Source organism: Halopenitus persicus, from assembly GCF_002355635.1.
Lineage (GTDB): Archaea > Halobacteriota > Halobacteria > Halobacteriales > Haloferacaceae > Halopenitus > Halopenitus persicus_A.
On record NZ_AP017558.1, the window covers coordinates 1,484,835 to 1,501,233 of the forward strand.

Below are 16,399 nucleotides of genomic sequence, written 5' to 3' on the forward strand. Positions count from 1 at the left end.
CGGATCACTCCCGTTTCGGGAACTCGGCACGGTACTCGTCCGGCGCCGCCTCCGTGACGCTGTATCCCTCCTCGTCGAACGCCTCGACCTCCGCCGCCATCTCGTAGAACAGCGGCTTGGGCTCGTGGTCGTTGACGATCGTCAGCGTCTCGCCCGGCGCCAGCGCCGCGAACTCGTCGTGGATCGTGTCGTGGCGGTCGACCGGCGGGATGTCACGTACGTCGAGCGTGGGCATACGGTCGAGTATCCGGGACGCGCCCGCCTCCCTCTTCCGGCGAACATATTCGATCGAGGAGGGTCCAGACCGGACGGGACGAAACCGAAAGGGGCGATCAGGATGTCGGGACGAGCCCCCACGTGACGTGGTCCCAGAGCCGCTCGTAGGCGTAGTACGTCCCCGTCTTGAGAAGGTTGGTGACGAGTCCGATGTTCATCGCCGCATACGCGTCACCGACGACGAACCAGGCGACGCCGACGGTGATCGCCACCATTAGCGTCCGGTAGCAGGCCGTCTTGAGCAGGGTCCGGCGGCGAGTGTGAACGGTCGACCGTGAGAACGCGCCCCTGGGCATAAATATAATAGGTTACTATCTGTTATAATGATATTGAAAAAGGTTACATCCGGGCGACGGTGGCCGGAGTGATCCCCATCCGGCCATCGAAGGCTCACGACAGCTCGTCGGCCAGCTCGGCGTAGGAGTCGACGACGAGCCCGGGCTCGTGTCCGAGTCGGGTCGGCGGGACGTCGAATCGGTTCACGAGGACCGTCTCCATCCCCGCCGCCGAGGCGCCGGCGACGTCGAAGGTGTGGGTCGCGACCATCGTACATTCCTCGAGCGGGCGGTCGACATGGGCCTCGATCGTCCGGTAGGCGTCGGGGTGAGGTTTATAAACGCCGGCGTCGTCGACGCTCGCGATCCCGTCGACGTACGCGTCGAAGCCGGTGTTCCCGGCGAGCGTCCGGAGCATCTCGGGCGTCCCGTCAGAAAGGACGTAGAGGTCGTGACCCGCCTCCTGAAGCCGTCCGAAGTGGGACAGGTCCTCGTAGGGCTCGAGGTGCTCGTAGGCCGCCAGCAGCGTCTCCACGATCTCCTCGGTCGGGTCGACGCCGTAATACTCGAGCGCGTACCGCAGCGACCGGACGGTGAGCTGCCGCCAGTCCTCGTAGGCGCCCATCAGGGAGACCTCCATCGAGTAGCCGATCTGGTGGTCGACCCACAGCCGCGAGAGGTCCGCAGCGAGGTCGGTCGGGAGGCCGGTGACCGCCGCGATCTCGTCGACGATCGAGTGTTGGTTGTGGGTCGACCCGTACACGTCGAAACAGAGTACCTCGGACATCGCCGGGTGGATGAACGGGTCCGTAAAGAAATCCGGGGGTGGATGGGTAACATTCACGTCCGCGCTCGACCGAGCACCGGGCAATGACCGAACGTGGACCGAACGCGGACCGCGGACCGAACGCGGACCGACGCGGGGATCGACCGACCGAGAGGGATCGAGACGAAGCCGACGGGCTCGCCTGGGAGACCGTCGGGACGCGGGTCGACTACGCGTGTCCGGGCTTCGACGTCCGCGTCGACGACGTGCGGTTCCCGAACGGGACCGCCGACGAGTACCACTACGTCGACGAGCCGCCGGCGGTCGTGGTCCTCCCGTTCACGCCGGCGGGCGACGTCGTCGTGATCGACGAGTGGCGGCAGGCTGTCGGCCGGGTCAACCGCGGACTGCCGGCCGGGACGGTCGAACCGGAGGACGTCGGGGACGCCGAGCGGTCGACCACGGCAGATTTCGAGGCGGCGGCCGCACGCGAACTCGCGGAGGAGACGGGGTATGCGGCGCAGGGCGGCTTCGAGCACCTGATCACCGTCGAGCCGACCAACGGGATCGCCAACTCCGTCCATCACCACTTCCTCGCGCACGGCTGTGAACCGACCGCCGAGCGCGATCTCGACCACAACGAGTCGATCGACGTCGACGTGGTGGACTACGATGACCTCCTCGCGGCCGTCGTGGACGGGGCGTGTCGGGACGGGCGGACGGTGACCGCGGTCCTACAGTACGAGTTGACGCGGCGGTGAGGTTCCGGAGTGCCAACCGTTTTGCGCGTCGGTCGCGTACCGCGGGTATGTCGATGGACGTGAACCGACGGTCCCCGATCGCGTCGGTCATCGCGGTCGTGAGCGCGATCGGATTGGGCGCCGGCGGCCTCCTCCTCGGGTTCCTGTTGACGTTCGTGGGCGGAGGCGTGCTGATAGTCGGCTTCGGCGTCGAGATCAGTGCGTCGCTGGGGCTGGTTCTCAGCCTCGTGTTCGTGCAGGGAGTCGGCTGTGCCGGCGTCGCGCTGGCGTACGCGCACCTCAGGCCGGAGATCCAGCCGGTCGTCCGTGACCTCCTCGGGGTGCCCCAGGACGCGAGCCGGTTTTCGATCGGCGTCTCGCTGCCCGGCCTCCGGGACGTCCTCGTCGTGATCGGCGGGTACGTTCTCGCGTTCGGGGGCGCGCTTGCTGGCGCATTTGCCCTCTCGGCCTACCAAGCGCTCACGAACACGGAGGTAGACACCGGCACGAACCAGGCGGCCGAGATCGGGATGTCGAACCCCGAGACCCTCCTGCTGCTCATTCCGGCTTCGATCCTGCTCATCGGCCCCGGCGAGGAGCTGCTGTTCCGCGGCGTCGTCCAGGGACGCCTCCGGGAGGTCTTTCACCCCGTCGTGGCGATCCTGCTCGCCAGCACCGTGTTCGCCGCGCTCCACTGGTTCGCGCTGACCGGCGGGTCGACGACCGGCAACCTCGTCAGCGTCGCGATCCTCGTGGTCCCGAGCCTCGTCTTCGGCGCGAGCTACGAGTATACGGGCAACATCGTCGTGCCGGCGCTGATACACGGGGTCTACAACGCGACCCTGTTCACGCTGTTGTACGTCACGATCGTCTACAGCGACGCGCTTCCGGCCGCCGGGGCGGCGGTCACGGCGGTCGTCTGAGGCGGTCAGCCGAGGGTCGGACGAGCAAGCGTCACTCCCGTCGTCGGACCTCGTGGCGCCCGAACCCGTATCGGAGCCGGTTCGCGAGCCGCCGGGAGAACCGCCCCTCGTTCCGGGAGTCGAACCGCTCGGCCAGGGCGTTATAGATGAGCGGGACCGGGACCTCCTGTTCGAGCGCCTCCTGGACCGTCCAGGTGCCGGTCGAGCCGCCGGCGACGTGGTCGGCGACGTCGCCCAGGTCCGAGCCCTCCTCGCGGAAGGCCTCCTCACACAGCTCCAGCAGCCACGACCGGATCACCGCGCCGTTGTTCCAGGTCCGGGCGACCGACTCCATGTCGAGGTCGAACCGCCCCTCGTGAAGCAGCTCGAACCCCTCGCCGTACGCCTGCATCAGCGCGTACTCGACGCCGTTGTGAACCATCTTCACGTAGTGGCCCGCCCCGGACTCACCCATCCGGTCGTGGCCATCGGGTCCGGTTGCGACGGCATCGAAGACGGGAACCAGTTCCTCGTAGGCCCACGCCGGCCCGCCGATCATCAGCGAGAAGCCCGTCTCGGCGCTGGCGGGACCGCCGGAGGTGCCGCAGTCGAGGTAGGCCGCGTCGGTCGCCTCGGCACGCCGAACCGAGGCCTGAAAGCGGGAGTTCCCGCCGTCGACGACGACGTCGTCGCTCCCGAGGTGCGGCTCGAGGTCGTCGAGCGTGGCGTCGACCGCCTCGCCCGCGGGAACCATCAGCCAGATCCGCTTGCCGGCCTCGCCGCCCGAATCGAGCCGGTCACAGAGGTCGGCCACCGAGTCCGCCGGCTCGGCACCGGCCTCGGCCGCGGTCGCGGTCGCCTCCGCCGAGAGGTCGAAGGCCACCACGTCGTGGCCCGCATCGAGACACCGGTCGACGACGATCCGTCCCATCCGACCCAAACCGATGACGCCCAGTTGCATACGCGGGAGGTCGGGAGGCCGGTCCCTAGTGGTTGCGATCGGTGGCGGGCCAGGGCAGGTCACGGTCGAAAAACGCGGCGAACGACGTTCCGGAGGAAAAACCGGCGAACGACGTTCCGGAGGAAAAACCGGCGAACGACGATGGCGGTGGCCGTCGTCCTCAGGTGTCGCTGCGCTGGTACCGGTTGCGCAGCAGGATCGCGGTCGCGTTGAGCAGGATCATCGTCGCGAGCAGGACGACGACGCCGGCGGCGACCACGCCGTAGCGGAACTCCGGCTGCGGCCGGGCCCGCCAGTTGTAGATCTGCATCGGCATCGCGCTCACGCTGTCGAAGAGCGTGGTCGGCACGCTGAAGACGCTCGTGGCGGCGCCGATCATGATGAGCGGCGCGGTCTCGCCGATGGCGCGACCCAGCGCGAGGATCGTTCCGGTGAGGATCCCCGGCAGCGCCTGCGGGAGCGTGACGTTCCGGAGCGTCTGCCACTCGCTTGCGCCCATCCCGCGGCTCGCCTGTCGGTAGGAGTCGGGGACGGCGCGCAGCGCCTCCTGGGAGGAGACGATGACGATCGGCAACACGAGCAGGCCGACGGTCAGCCCGCCGACGAGGACGATCCCGCTATCGAAGCCGATCCCGCGCACGAAAACGGCGAGGCCGAGCAGCCCGTAGACGACCGAGGGAACGCCCGCGAGGTTGGCGATGTTGATCCGGACGATCCGAGTGATCCGGTTCTCGGGCGCGTACTCCTCCAGGTAGACCGCCGCCCCGATCCCGATCGGGAAGACGGCGAAGACCATCACGACCAGGATGAGCAGCGACCCGACGATCGGGGCGAGGAACCCGGCCTCGGCCGGGGTCCGCGAGGGGAGACTCGTGAGGAACTGCCAGTCGACCCAGGAGCTATGCGCGGGATCGAGGAGCGAGAAGGCGTCGACCGCGACGTACGCGAGGAGGATGAACACCATCGCGATCCCGGAGAGCGCGGCGAACAGGAGCGCGTACGCGAACGCCTTGTCGCGGAGCGCACGGTACAGCGGACCCCAGCCGCTTCGGGCGAACGGGTTGGTCCCCGATCCGGCTGCGGTCCCGTCCGCGGAGGCCCCCTCGCCGGCGGTTTCCGGATCCGGCTCGACGCTCATCGGTACTCCTCCCGGAGCCGGTCACGGATGACCTCGGCGCCGATGTTCAAACTGAAGGTGAACACGAACAACACGAGCCCGAGCGCGAACATCGAGTAGTAGGCCGGCGTGCCGCCGCCGCCCTCGGCGTGGGCGACGTTGACCATCGCCGCCGTGATCGTCTCGCTCGACTGCAGCAGGTTCTGATCGATGTTCAGGATGCTCAACATCCGCGGGGTCTGGCCGGCCGCGACGGTGACGGCCATCGTCTCCCCGATGGCTCGCGAGAGCGCGAGGACGAACGAGGAGAAGATGCCGGAGATCGCCGCGGGAACGACGACGCGCACCGAGGTGTCGAACTTCGTCGATCCGAGCCCGTAGGCAGCCTGCCGGAGGTCGTCGGGAACCGCCGAGAGCGCGTCCTCGGAGATCGACGAGACCATCGGAATGATCATCACGCCGACCACGATCGAGGCGGACAGCGCGTTGAACGTGTCCACCGGGATGCCGGCCCAGCTGAGGAACGGCGTGATGTACACGAGCGCGAAGTAGCCGTAGACGATCGTCGGGATTCCGGCGAGGATCTCGAGGGCCGGTTTGAGCACCGACCGCGTGGTTTCGGAGGCGAACTCGGAGAGGTACAGCGCGGCCGCGAGGCCGATCGGGAGCGCGATGACCGCCGAGACAACGGTGATCAGTATCGTGCCGCTCAACAGCGGCAGCACGCCGAACTTATACTCGCCGTCCCCCGTGAGCTGCGTCGGTTTCCACTCGGTTCCCGTGAGGAAATCGGTGACCGGAACCTGCGCGAAGAAGGTCGTCGCGTCCCGAAAGAGGGTGAGGATGATCCCGACGGTGATCAGGACCGTGAGGACCGCACACGCCAGGAAGACCCCCTTGACGACGCGCCCGGCTCGGCGTTCGCGGTCCGACCGTTCGCCGATCGCAGTGCTGGTCGTCATTGGGTCACTCGCTCACGGCCTCGTCGATCTTCGAGAGGTTGTTCTGGATCTCCTCGTCGTTCATCGGGACGTAGCCGATGTCGTCGGCGACGATCGACTGGTCGCCGGTCAACTCGATCGCGAACCGTATGAACGGCTCCAGCGCCGGATTCTCGGTCAGCCGGTTCCCGTTGACGTACCAGAAGATCGGCCGCGAGAGGGGATATTCACCGGTCGAGGCACCCTCCAGGCTCGGCGGCGTACAGCCGTCGCCGGCGTCGATGTTGAGCGCCTTCACCTGGTCCTGGTTGTTCGTGTAATACGAGAACGGGAGGTAACCGTGTGCGTATCGGCTCCCCTCGACGCCGGAGGCGATGATGTCGTCCTGTTCGGTGCCCTCGAAGTCGTCGCGGATCTGGCGGAACTTCCCGATGACCTCCTCGGTCCAGTAGTCGAAGGTCCCACTGGTCGTCGCGGGACCGTACAGCTCGAAGGGTTCGTCGGGCCACTCGGAGTTGACGTCCGACCACAGTTCGTTCTCCGCGTCGGGGTCCCAGATCTGACCCAGCTCCTCCATCGTCATACAGTCGACCCAGTCGGCCTCGTTGTTGGCGATCGCGGTCAGCGCGTCGCCGGCACACTGGATCTCGATCGGCTCGAAGCCGTTCTCCCGGCACCGCTCGACCTCCTCCTCGAGGATGGGTCGCGAGGCGCCGTTGATGTCGCTGTCGCCCGGAATGAAGAACTGTTCGAACCCGCCGGTCGTCCCGTCCGAGGAAACCGAGAGGTTCACGCCGTCGTTCTCCTGCTGATACTCCTCGGCGACGGCCTCGGAGAGCGGGAAGACCGTACTGCTACCGGTGATGCGGATCTCCCGTTCGTTGCCACCGCCCAGACAGCCGGCGAGGCCGACGGTCGCCGCCGCGCCCGCCGTCGTGAGGAACCGACGTCGCGTTCCGAACCTCGTTCGATCGCCGCGGTTGGACACGTCCATCATCCGGGACAAGTCGAGACGGAGGGATGAACGCTACTATTAGCGGTATCTATTCGACATATCCCTATATAGTCCAATATAGACACGGCAGTGAGTATTGTGAATCGCTCGAGGTCACGCGGTTCGAGACGCAACCCGTCAGCACGGAACGCGGGAGCGTTCCGTCCGATCCCGAGGCACTCGGGCCGCTCGACCCGTATATCGGGCGAAATCGAGGACGAGATGAAACCGGTCGAGACGAAAACGGGCACGGTGGACGAAACGACCGAGACGGAGGGCGAAACGACCGAGACGACCCGAGCAACGAGCCTAGGCGTAGTCGTCGTACGTCGGTCGCCCCGATTCGGGCGGGAACTCCGTGACGGGAACGGTGGTCTGGTCGCCGCTCGCCATCGACTTGACCGTCACCTCGTCGTTGGCCAGGTCCTGCTCGCCGACGATGACGGTCGTTTCGGCGTTGATCGAGTCGGCGTAGCCGAGCTGGCCGCCGAAGCCGCGGTCCACGAGGTCGGACTCGACGACGTGTCCGAGCGCGCGCAGGTCGCGGGCGATCCGGGCGGCCTCCTCGCGGGTGTCGCCGACCGAGAGCACGTAGTAGTCGGTTTCCAGCGTCTCCTCGGGCCAGACGCCGGCCCGCTGACAGAGCAGCTTGAGGGTCGCGTGTCCGGGCGCAACCCCGACCGCGGGAGTGGGCTGGCCGCCGAAGCTCTCGATGAGGTCGTCGTAGCGCCCGCCGCCGAAGACCGACCGGGAGACCTCGCCGGTCGAGTCGAAGCACTCGAAGACGACGCCGGTGTAGTAATCGAGCCCGCGGGCGGTGGTCAACGAGACGTCACAGTACTCGCCGGCGCCGAAGTCGTCGGCGGCCGCCAGGACCGCACGGAGGTTCTCGACGGCGGCCTCGACGTCCGCCCCGCCTGCCTCGGCGACCGCGTCCAGATCGTCGACGCCATCGACGCCGACGATGAGGTCATCGAACTCGCGGGCGGTCGACCGGTCGATTCCGGCCTCCGAAAGCAGCGTCAAGTACTCGGCGTCGTCGATCTTCGCGCGCTTGTCGACCGCCCGGATCGCCGCGGCGGTGTCGACCGCGTCCGGATCGTCGGCCAGCGCCCGCACCAGTCCGCCGAGGACGTCCCGGTGGGAGACCCGAAACTCGAAATCGTCGCCGGTCAACCCGAGGGACGTGAGCGCGTCCGCCGCGACCGCGAGAACCTCCGCGTCGGCCTCCGGCTCCGCGGACCCGAAGACGTCGATGTTGGTCTGGTAGAACTCCCGGAATCGCCCCTGCTGGACCTGCTCGTATCGCCAGAACGGGCGGGTGGAAACCCACTTGATCGGCTTCGAGAGCTCCTGACCCCTCGCGACGACCATGCGCGCGACGGTCGGGGTGAGCTCGGGCGTCAACGCGACGTCGCGACCGCCCTGGTCGGTGAAGGAGTAGAGCTCCTCGACGATCCCCTCGCCGGATTTGTCCGTGTACATTCGGGTGCGCTCGAGCGCGGGCGTGGCGATCTCGCGGAAGCCGTACCGCTTGGCGGCGGCCTCGATCGTGTCGGTCACCTCGCGGCGAGCCGACTGCTCGCCGGGATAGAAGTCACGAAATCCCTTGAGTCGGTCGTACATACGCCGCGGTTCGACCAGCGGGCGCTTGAAACCATCCCTTCGGGATCGACGGGAACCTGACAAAAGGAGCCGACTCAGCCGATTCGACCGCGAACGTAGGTCTGTTCGTGGTCGGGGAAGACCGCCGTGACCGCCGCCTCGCCGTGCGTCTCCGCGAGGAGAGCGCGGAGCTCGTCCTCGTAATCGGCCTTGGCGATCTCCTCGCTCGGGCCGGTCTCGACCTCGAAGGTCTCCTCGACGAGCCGGTCGACGGCGTGGCGGCCGAACCCCGACAGCGGAGCCAGGTAATCGACGTCGTGACGGTCCTCGAGGCTCTGCGCCTGGGCCCGGGAGACGGTCGGAACGCGGTCGTCCCGCCGGGTCCCGTCGGCGATCGCGTCGACGTCGAGCGCCGCGATGGCTTCGAGGGCGTGTTCGTGGACGTGTTGGATGCCGTTTCGCGGATAGCCGTCCTCGTGCATCCGGTCGACCGCCTCGCGGGCGACCGACTCCTCGAGGGCGACGCGCTCGAAGGGGAACCCGAGCGCGTCGGCCGCCCGTTCCGCGTGTTGCCAGTCATCGGTGATGCCGAAGCTGCCGGTGACACACCGAACGTCATAAAAGCGGTCGAGCAGCACGGCCGCGAGCGAGGAGTCCTTGCCGCCGCTGTACAGGAGGGCCAGCTCCATCCTCAGCGCCGGCGGATGTCGAAGCTCTTCTGCTCGGGCTGGAGCTCGCGCAGGAGCTCCTTCATCTGGTCCTCGTCGATCCGACCCTGCACGCGACCGCTCTGGGCCAGCGCCGCGACCTGCTTTTTCACCTGCGCGGCGAAGTCGGGTTTCGACATCTCGACCGCGTTGAGCCGCTGGCGGGCCCCGTCGGTGAGGTGCTGTTTGAGGACGGCCTCCTGTTGGGCCTCCGCCTGCTGGCGGGCCGCCTCCTGGGCCTCCTCGTTCCCGCCGCCCTGGGCGCGATCCTGGAGTTCCTGTCGCTTCTGTTCACGGAGTTCCTCGAGCCGATCGTCGTCGGGATTGCCGCTCATACGGATCCCTTTCGGCTACTCGCGAAAAACGATTTCGGAGGCGAAGACCGATCGGAGCGATCAACGGGACGATCCGTCCGGGTGATCGAAGCGACGACCGAACCTCGGGGTCACCCGGAAAAGAGGCTCGAGTGAACCGGCGCGTGCGAGGCGCCGGACCCGTCGGTCACCGGCTCCGCGGGTTCGGCGGCGTCGACGACCGACTTGCCGTCGGTCCCGGACCGGATGAAATCGCGGACCGGCGGCCCGACGCTCTCGGGTTCGACGAGGAACGCGTCGTGGCCGTGGTCGGAGTCGATGCGGTGGTGGGCCACCGGCACGTCGGAGTCGCGGAACGCCTCGGCGAGGTCGACGGACTGGTCGACGGTGAAATGCCAGTCCTGCGAGAAGGACATCACCAGCGCCTCGCCGGTGAACGCCGCGAGGGCGTCCGCGTCGTCAGCGTACCCGCCCGCGAGGTCGTACTCGTCCATCGCGCGGGTGAGATAGAGGTAGCTGTTCGCGTCGAACCGCTCCGCGAACGACCCGGCGTTGTAGTCCAGGTAGGACTCGACCTCGCGGTACGGGAAGAAGGCGGCCGTCGGGTTCTCGGGAACGTCGAGTCCCTCCCCGCGCGTCAGCGAGTCGCGGCCGGCCGACCGCCGGCCGAACTTGCGGTCCATCGAGGACTTCGAGAGGTACATCACGTGGCCGATCTGCCTGGCCAATCCGAGCCCGGTGTCCGGCGTGGGGCGGTCGCCGTAGTAGTCGCCGCCGTTCCAGTTCGGGTCCGACCGGATGGCCCGCCTCGCGATCGCGTCCAGCGCGAGACACTGCGGGTCGAGGCGGGCCGCCGTCGCGATCGCGATCAGGTAGTCGGCGTCGTCGGGATACCGTTTCCCCCAGTCGAGCACGTTCATCCCGCCGACGCTGCCGCCGACGACCGCCCGGAGCCGGCCGACGCCGAGGTGATCGAGCAGCCGGCGCTGGGCGCGGGTCCAGTCGGCGACCTGTACGGGCGGGAAGTCGAGCGCCCAGCGGTCGTGGTCGACCTCCCTGTCGGAGTCGACGTCGTCCGGTCGCCGGCTCGCTGGCCCGGAGCTGCCGTAACACGACCCCGGAACGTTCGCGCAGACGACGTAGTACTCGGTGGTGTCGATCGCCTTGCCCGGTCCGACGACGTCGTCCCACCACGCCCGGGCCTGGCCGGCCTGGTTCGGCGACTCCTCGTCGGCGTCACCGGCGGCAGCGTCAGTGCTCGCGTCCCCGTTTTCGTCGGCGGCCGCGTCCACGGTTCCGTCGGCGGCCGCGCCGGCGCCCCCGCCCGTCTCCGGGTCCCGGATCTCCGGCGTCCGCGCGACGTTCTGGCTGCCGGTCAACGCGTGACAGACGAGGATCGCGTTGTCGCCGGTGAACTCCCCGTAGGTCTCGTAGGCGATCCGCAACTCGGGGATCGATCGGCCACATTCGAAGGTGTACTCCCCGAGCGAGGCGATCCCGGCGTCGTGTGGTGTCGTTGTCATCGGTTGGCTATGAGTGGGACGTTCGTTCGGGCGACGTCGGAGGACGGGTCGATGATGCCGTCCGAGTCGGGAACGATCATCCGTCGATCCTGGCGGTCATCGGTCGGTCCCGACCGGCGAGGCGTCGTCTTCGGCGCCGGCGGTCGATCCGGCCGCGAGGCCGGCATCGAGGTCGGCGAGGAGGTCCGCGGGATCCTCGAGGCCGACGGAGAGACGCAGCATCTCCGGGAAGACGCCGGCCGCGCGCTGGGCCTCGCGGTCCATCTGTGCATGCGTGGTGGAGGCGGGGTGGATGATTAACGATTTCGCGTCGCCGACGTTGGCGAGGAAGCTCGTCAGCTCGACGGACTCACAGAGCGTCTTGGCCGCCTCGTAGCCGTCCGCGACGCCGAAGGTGACCATCCCGCCGTAGCCGTCGAGGTATTTCGAGGCGTTGTCGTGGGTCTCGTGGCCCTCGAGGCCGGGGTACGCGACCCACTCGACGCGGTCGTCGTCCTGCAGGAACTCGGCCACCGTCCGGGCGTTCTCGCAGTGGCGATCCATCCGCAGCGGAAGCGTCTCGATCCCCTGGATCGTCTGCCAGGCGTCGAAGGGTGACTGCTGGCCCCCGGTCGGCCGGACGCCGCGCTGTCGGGCGACGTTCGCGAACGCGGCGTCGCCGAACCGCTCGACGAAGTCGATCGGGAACGCGGGGCTTTGCCCGGAGAGTTCGTCGTAGCCGGCGTCCGGGTGGTCCCAGGGGAACGTGCCGCCGTCGACGACCACGCCGCCGACGGTGGTGCCGTTGCCGGTGATCCACTTCGTGGTCGACTCCCAGACGACGTCCGCGCCGTGTTCGAACGGGCGGCACAGCGCCGGGGTCGCGAACGTGTTGTCGACGACGAGCGGGACGGCGTGGTCGTGGGCGATCCCGGCCAACCGCTCGAGGTCCGGGGTCACGAGCGAGGGGTTGGCGATCGTCTCGACGTGGACGAAGGCGGTGTCCTCGTCGATCGCCTCGGCGTACGCGTCGTACTCGAGGGTGTCGACGAGCCGGGCCTCCACCCCGCGACGGTCGGCGATCGTCGTGAAATACGTGGACGTGCCGCCGTACATCTCCGCGGCCGCGACCACGTTGTCGCCCGCGGACGCGAGCACGGTCGTGATCGCGTCGATCGCGGCCATGCCTGAGCCGGTCGCGACCGCATCGCTGCCGCCCTCGAGGTCGGTGATCCGGTCCTCGAGCGCGCCGACGGTGGGGTTCGACAGCCGGGAGTAGATGTGGCCGTCGGCCCGAAGCGCGTACATCTCCGCCGTCGTGTCGGCGTCCTCGAAGACGTAGGAGGTGGTCTGATGGATCGGGATCGCGCGCGAGCCGGTCGCCGGATCCGGGTCGGCTCCGGCGTGGAGGCTCCGGGTCTGGAACCCTCGAGTCATGTACTATACGCATATCACTCAGGATATCTATAACCCACAGTTACGGCAAGATCTGCCGCACCCCGATCGTGGTGCCATACGGCACGAACCGCGGCCGTCCACTCCGTGCTCGAGCGTCGGACCGCCGCCGCCGCGCCGCTTGAGCACGGCCGATAGAACTATGTGATTTACTTACACACTCAACAAGAAGGCGAAAAGGAGGACGTCGATCAGGACGCGGTGGGGGATCAGGGAGGATGGAGGGGATCGAACGAGACGTTCCCACGGGAAACGTCTCCGGGAGGACTAACAACGAATGACGACATCGAAATCGGTCGAGGACGCCGTCGAGGCGTTACGACAGTTCGGACTCCGAGAGTACGAAGCGAAGTGTTTGGTCGGATTGATGCGGCTCGGGTCGGGAACCGCAAAGGACATCAGCGAGAGAGCCGACGTGCCACGGACGCGCGTCTACGACGCGGTCCGCGTATTGGAGGCTCGCGGACTGGTCACGACCCAGCACTCGAGCCCCAAGCAGTTTCGGTCCGTCACGCCGGAGGAAGCGATCCGGACGTTCCGGGAACGTGACAAGCGGGAGCTCGAACGGCTGTCGGCGTCGCTCGAGACGGTAACGGGCGCCGGGGAAACCACCGAGCTGCCCGACGTCTGGACCGTGACCGGACGGGAACGCATCGAGGAACGACTCCGACGGCTGAGTCGTGATGCGACGACCGAGATCGTGTTCGTCGTCGGCGACGGACCGGTCCGCACGGGAGAGCTGATCGAGACCCTCACGGGCGTGAGCGACGACGTGTCGCTGCTGATCGGCGGGGTCGACGACGCCATCCAGCGTCGGATCCGGGACGCGGTCCCGCGAGCTGAGACCTTCGCGTCGGGGCTCGAGTGGCTGGCGGACGGGAGCGGGACCGGCGAGGATCGGTCCATCGCGCGGCTCGTGCTGATCGACCGATCGGCGACGCTCATCAGCACCGTCGGAGCGAACGGTGACGACGAACACGCGATGTACGGTTCGGGCCCGGAGAACGGACTGGTGGTCGTCACTCGCCGGCTGCTCGCGCAGGACGGCCCCCTCCCGATCTCCCCGAACGAGGGCTAGCGAACGGCAGTGCGGCGGCGTGCTGGCACCCGGTGGGACGTCGACCCTGGTGGGCCTTCCGGAAACGTGACCGGTTCGACGGCGTCCGAGAGCACGAGCAGTGGAGCCTAGCGCGGATCGCGAGCGGTGGAGCCTAGCGCGGATCGCGAGCGGTGGAGCCTAGCGCGGATCGCGAGCGGTGGAGACGGCGAAAGCGATCGCCGAAAGGCTGATCGTCGCGACCACGAGGAGCGCCGACACGTGTCCGTGCTGGGAGAAGTAGGGGAGGTACCCGAGCGTCGCGGTCGTCACGAACGCGATCGAGACGGCGGCGAGTCCAAGCCAGTACTCGCCCCACGAGAGTTGGCCGTCGGAGATCGACTCGAGGTAGACGGTGCAGTTCTCCGCGGTGGGCGTCAACTCGACGGCCCCCGACCGTTTCTCGTACTTGACGATCCCGTTGTCATCGAGGGTCGGCAGGTGGATCTGGTAGAGTGACGTGTAGACCCGTTTGCGTTGTTTATACGTCACCTCCCGTCGGGAGACGTCGTTCTCCTCGGCTGCGATCACCTCCGAGAGCTCGCGGATCGTCAGCCGACCGTCCTCGGCCTCGCTCAGGTGTTCGATGACGCGACGACGTCGCCGGTTCGACAGCATACCGAAGACCGTGTCCTTGGGGAGCGCTCGGTCAGCGGCGGCGTCCGTGTCGTCCGCGTCGCCCGTGTCGGCGGCGTCCGTGTCGTCCGCGTCGCCCGTGTCGTCCGCGTCGCCCGTGTCGGCGGCGTCCGCGGAGGCGTCGAATCCCTCGGAATCGATCGCGTGGCGTCCAGTCGCCAGCGCGAGGAGTCCCGTCACGGCGTCCGCACCCCCGCCGACGGGATCGGAACGAGATCCGACGTTTGAAGGGACGATCCGGACGCAGTCGCGCATTCGGGTGGTCGAGTCGACCGATACTCGCAGTCGGGTCGGGACGATCGAGAGTGTGTGGGATGGAACATCGGCGCCATACGAGCGGAAACGGTCACTCCTCGGTTCGATACGTGGCTTGGGGATCGGGTCCGTGATTCCGACGACCACCTCCAACCGTGGTGAGTCCGCCGTCGGCGTTGCCAGGATGAGACCCAACGACCGAGAGACGGATATATGTGAGACATTTTCACTCGATCCAAAAACGGAACGGGAGTGAGTGACGATCGGAGTCGGGTGGTCCGCAACCATCCCGGATCGGATCGCACGAACGGGGCGAAGGCGGCGGTTCCGAAACCGAATTCGGATCCGGAACGGAACGACTGGCGCACACGCGGAGCGACGGGAGCGTGCGTTTATCCCGGATGAGGGGCGTATATCCCGGTATGTCCGCCGCCGACCCACCAGTGCCGGCCCTCGCGGAGCGCGCCGCGGCCTGCGCCGACCGTCTCCGGGCTGCCGACCGCGTCCTCCTCGCGTCCCACATCGACGCCGACGGGCTCACCAGCGGAGCGATCGCCTCGAGCGCGCTCGAACGCGCGGGGATCGATCACGAGACCGTCTTCGAGAAGCAGCTCGACGAGGAGTCGATCGCCGGGATCGCGACCCGCGAGTTCGAGACCGTCCTGTTCACCGACTTCGGGTCGGGGCAACTCGACGTCATCGCCGACCACGAGGCGGCCGGCGACTTCACGCCGGTCATCGCCGACCACCACCAGCCCGCCGACGCCGACACGGAGTACCACCTCAACCCGCTGCTGTTCGGGATCGACGGCGCCGCGGAGCTGTCGGGGGCCGGCGCGAGCTACGTCCTCGCGCACGCGCTGGACCCGACCAACCGGGATCTCGCTGCGCTCGCCGTGGTGGGCGCGGTCGGCGATATGCAGGGCGGGACCGAGGGACTGACCGGGGCGAACGAGGGGATCGTCGACCACGCGGTCGCGGCCGGCGTCCTCGAGACGCGGACCGACATCGCCCTCTACGGACGACAGACCCGACCGCTCCCGAAGCTGCTCGAGTACGCGAGCGACGTCCGAATCCCGGGCATCTCCAACGACGAGGCCGGCGCGATCGCCTTCCTCTCGGATCTGGATCTCGACGTGAAAGCCGACGGCGACTGGCGACGCTGGGTCGACCTGGACGACGCGGAGCGGCGAACGCTCGTGAGCGCGCTGTTGCAGCGGGCCGTCTCCTCGGGGGTGCCCGCGAGCCGGATCGAGGAGCTCGTCGGGACCTCCTACACGCTCACCGCCGAGGAGCCCGGGACGGCGCTGCGTGACGTCAGCGAGTACTCGACGTTGCTCAACGCGACCGCCCGATACGAACGGGCGGACGTCGGCCTCGCCGTCTGTCTCGGCGAGCGCGGGGCGCCGCTCGAGCGCGCACGAACCCTCCTGCGGAACCACCGCCGGAACCTCTCGGAGGGGCTCCAGTGGGTGAAAACCGAGGGCGTCGTCGAGGAGGACAACCTCCAGTGGTTCGACGCGGAATCGCGCATTCGGGAGACGATCGTCGGGATCGTCGCCGGAATGGCGATCGGATCGCCGGCGGTCGACCGGTCGAAGCCGATCGTCGCGTTCGCAGAGAAGGACGCCGAGCACGTCAAAGTCTCCGGCCGCGGCTCACACCAGCTGGTCCGACGGGGGCTGGACCTGTCGGCCGTGATGCGGGAGGCGTCGCGAGCGGTCGGCGGCGACGGCGGCGGTCACGACGTCGCCGCCGGCGCGACCATCCCGAGCGGAACCCGGCGGGAGTTCGTGGAGAGGGCGGACGCCATCGTCGGCGAGCAGCTCGGGTGACGCAAAGTGGCGCCGCTGTGCG

The 16,399-nt window shown here is 68.1% G+C and carries 17 protein-coding genes; 4 read left to right on the forward strand and 13 right to left on the reverse strand.

The window, feature by feature from the left end; all coding sequences use genetic code 11:
• Positions 1-4 precede the first annotated feature (4 nt).
• The 3 genes from CPZ00_RS07155 to CPZ00_RS07165 all read right to left on the reverse strand — a co-directional run bounded on the left by CPZ00_RS07155 (position 5) and on the right by CPZ00_RS07165 (position 1,338).
• Complete coding sequence (locus CPZ00_RS07155) at positions 5-235, reverse strand: DUF2249 domain-containing protein (RefSeq protein WP_096390275.1); 231 nt, start codon at positions 233-235, stop codon at positions 5-7.
• 97 nt (positions 236-332) lie between these two features.
• A complete protein-coding gene (locus CPZ00_RS07160; RefSeq protein WP_096390276.1) occupies positions 333-572 on the reverse strand; it encodes a DUF2061 domain-containing protein in 240 nt (79 codons plus the stop codon).
• A 94-nt stretch (positions 573-666) separates the two neighbouring features.
• Positions 667-1,338, reverse strand: a complete 672-nt coding sequence (locus CPZ00_RS07165) for a haloacid dehalogenase type II (RefSeq protein ID WP_096390277.1) — start codon at positions 1,336-1,338, stop codon at positions 667-669.
• An 83-nt stretch (positions 1,339-1,421) separates the two neighbouring features.
• Here CPZ00_RS07165 and CPZ00_RS07170 point away from each other — a divergent pair, with 83 nt between their 5' ends.
• Entirely contained in the window at positions 1,422-2,078 is a 657-nt protein-coding gene (locus tag CPZ00_RS07170; protein WP_096390278.1) for an NUDIX hydrolase, read from the forward strand.
• Between the two features lie 47 nt (positions 2,079-2,125).
• Complete coding sequence (locus tag CPZ00_RS07175; protein WP_233255054.1) at positions 2,126-2,980, forward strand: CPBP family intramembrane glutamic endopeptidase; 855 nt, start codon at positions 2,126-2,128, stop codon at positions 2,978-2,980.
• A gap of 31 nt (positions 2,981-3,011) precedes the next feature.
• On the opposite strand, the gene CPZ00_RS07180 is transcribed toward CPZ00_RS07175, so the two are convergent.
• The 9 genes from CPZ00_RS07180 to CPZ00_RS07220 form a co-directional block, all read right to left on the reverse strand.
• Positions 3,012-3,920, reverse strand: a complete 909-nt coding sequence (locus CPZ00_RS07180) for a decarboxylating 6-phosphogluconate dehydrogenase (protein ID WP_096390279.1) — start codon at positions 3,918-3,920, stop codon at positions 3,012-3,014.
• Between the two features lie 160 nt (positions 3,921-4,080).
• Positions 4,081-5,058, reverse strand: a complete 978-nt coding sequence (pstA, locus tag CPZ00_RS07185) for a phosphate ABC transporter permease PstA (RefSeq protein WP_096390280.1) — start codon at positions 5,056-5,058, stop codon at positions 4,081-4,083.
• Entirely contained in the window at positions 5,055-5,999 is a 945-nt protein-coding gene (pstC, locus tag CPZ00_RS07190; RefSeq protein ID WP_096390281.1) for a phosphate ABC transporter permease subunit PstC, read from the reverse strand. The genes pstA and pstC overlap by 4 nt, the downstream gene beginning before the upstream one ends.
• A 4-nt stretch (positions 6,000-6,003) precedes the next feature.
• Positions 6,004-6,972: a PstS family phosphate ABC transporter substrate-binding protein gene (locus CPZ00_RS07195; protein WP_096391632.1), complete on the reverse strand. Its 969-nt coding sequence runs from the start codon at positions 6,970-6,972 to the stop codon at positions 6,004-6,006.
• 309 nt (positions 6,973-7,281) lie between these two features.
• Positions 7,282-8,598 (reverse strand): histidine--tRNA ligase, encoded by a 1,317-nt coding sequence (gene hisS, locus CPZ00_RS07200; RefSeq protein ID WP_096390282.1) that lies wholly within the window; start codon positions 8,596-8,598, stop codon positions 7,282-7,284.
• A gap of 74 nt (positions 8,599-8,672) precedes the next feature.
• Positions 8,673-9,266: a DUF7411 family protein gene (locus CPZ00_RS07205; RefSeq protein WP_096390283.1), complete on the reverse strand. Its 594-nt coding sequence runs from the start codon at positions 9,264-9,266 to the stop codon at positions 8,673-8,675.
• Between the two features lie 2 nt (positions 9,267-9,268).
• Entirely contained in the window at positions 9,269-9,619 is a 351-nt protein-coding gene (locus CPZ00_RS07210) for a DNA-binding protein (RefSeq protein ID WP_096390284.1), read from the reverse strand.
• 110 nt (positions 9,620-9,729) lie between these two features.
• Complete coding sequence (gene metX, locus CPZ00_RS07215) at positions 9,730-11,121, reverse strand: homoserine O-acetyltransferase MetX (protein ID WP_096390285.1); 1,392 nt, start codon at positions 11,119-11,121, stop codon at positions 9,730-9,732.
• 96 nt (positions 11,122-11,217) lie between these two features.
• The gene (locus tag CPZ00_RS07220; RefSeq protein WP_096390286.1) at positions 11,218-12,537 is read right to left on the reverse strand and encodes an O-acetylhomoserine aminocarboxypropyltransferase/cysteine synthase family protein; all 1,320 of its coding nucleotides are present in this window, start codon (positions 12,535-12,537) and stop codon (positions 11,218-11,220) included.
• Positions 12,538-12,832: 295 nt separating this feature from the next.
• Here CPZ00_RS07220 and CPZ00_RS07225 point away from each other — a divergent pair, with 295 nt between their 5' ends.
• On the forward strand, positions 12,833-13,633 hold the full coding sequence (locus CPZ00_RS07225) for a TrmB family transcriptional regulator (RefSeq protein ID WP_096390287.1): 801 nt from the start codon (positions 12,833-12,835) through the stop codon (positions 13,631-13,633).
• A gap of 159 nt (positions 13,634-13,792) precedes the next feature.
• Here the strand turns inward: CPZ00_RS07225 and CPZ00_RS07230 are convergent, their stop codons facing one another.
• The gene (locus CPZ00_RS07230) at positions 13,793-14,467 is read right to left on the reverse strand and encodes a DUF7344 domain-containing protein (protein ID WP_157744205.1); all 675 of its coding nucleotides are present in this window, start codon (positions 14,465-14,467) and stop codon (positions 13,793-13,795) included.
• A 497-nt stretch (positions 14,468-14,964) separates the two neighbouring features.
• On the opposite strand from CPZ00_RS07230, the gene CPZ00_RS07235 reads away from it, so the two are divergent.
• Positions 14,965-16,377 (forward strand): single-stranded-DNA-specific exonuclease RecJ, encoded by a 1,413-nt coding sequence (locus CPZ00_RS07235; protein ID WP_096390289.1) that lies wholly within the window; start codon positions 14,965-14,967, stop codon positions 16,375-16,377.
• Positions 16,378-16,399: the final 22 nt, after the last annotated feature.